The organism is Neptuniibacter pectenicola (assembly GCF_001597735.1).
GTDB classification, from domain to species: domain Bacteria; phylum Pseudomonadota; class Gammaproteobacteria; order Pseudomonadales; family Balneatricaceae; genus Neptuniibacter; species Neptuniibacter pectenicola.
In genome coordinates this window covers 1-234 of the sequence record NZ_LUTS01000188.1, presented here as the reverse complement: position 1 = coordinate 234, position 234 = coordinate 1, and the positions used below count along the sequence as shown (strand labels likewise).

The 234-nt window shown below is 39.3% G+C and carries 1 protein-coding gene; it reads right to left on the bottom strand.

The genetic code is table 11. The features are described from left to right. On the bottom strand, nt 1-217 hold a 217-nt coding region (locus A3773_RS17425), incomplete at its 3' end, for an EscU/YscU/HrcU family type III secretion system export apparatus switch protein (protein WP_269454521.1). Nucleotides 218-234: the final 17 nt, after the last annotated feature.

The window sequence follows — 234 nt, the reverse complement described above, 5'->3', positions numbered from 1 at the left end:
CAGTATCAAAGTGGGCACTTACCAGATTGGTGATGACGGAGATATAGCTGGAAATCACCCAGTACAACAAACTGAAAAACAGCATTACCTTAAAAACATTTTTAAACAGCTCAATCACTGACTGAGTTGAGAAAATGCGCTTTATCCCTTTTATTGGACTGATTTTTTCAAGCTTGGGTGTTAGTAGTGAAGGGCTGAAAATCCAACCACCCAACAAAGTAGAGCCAAATATGG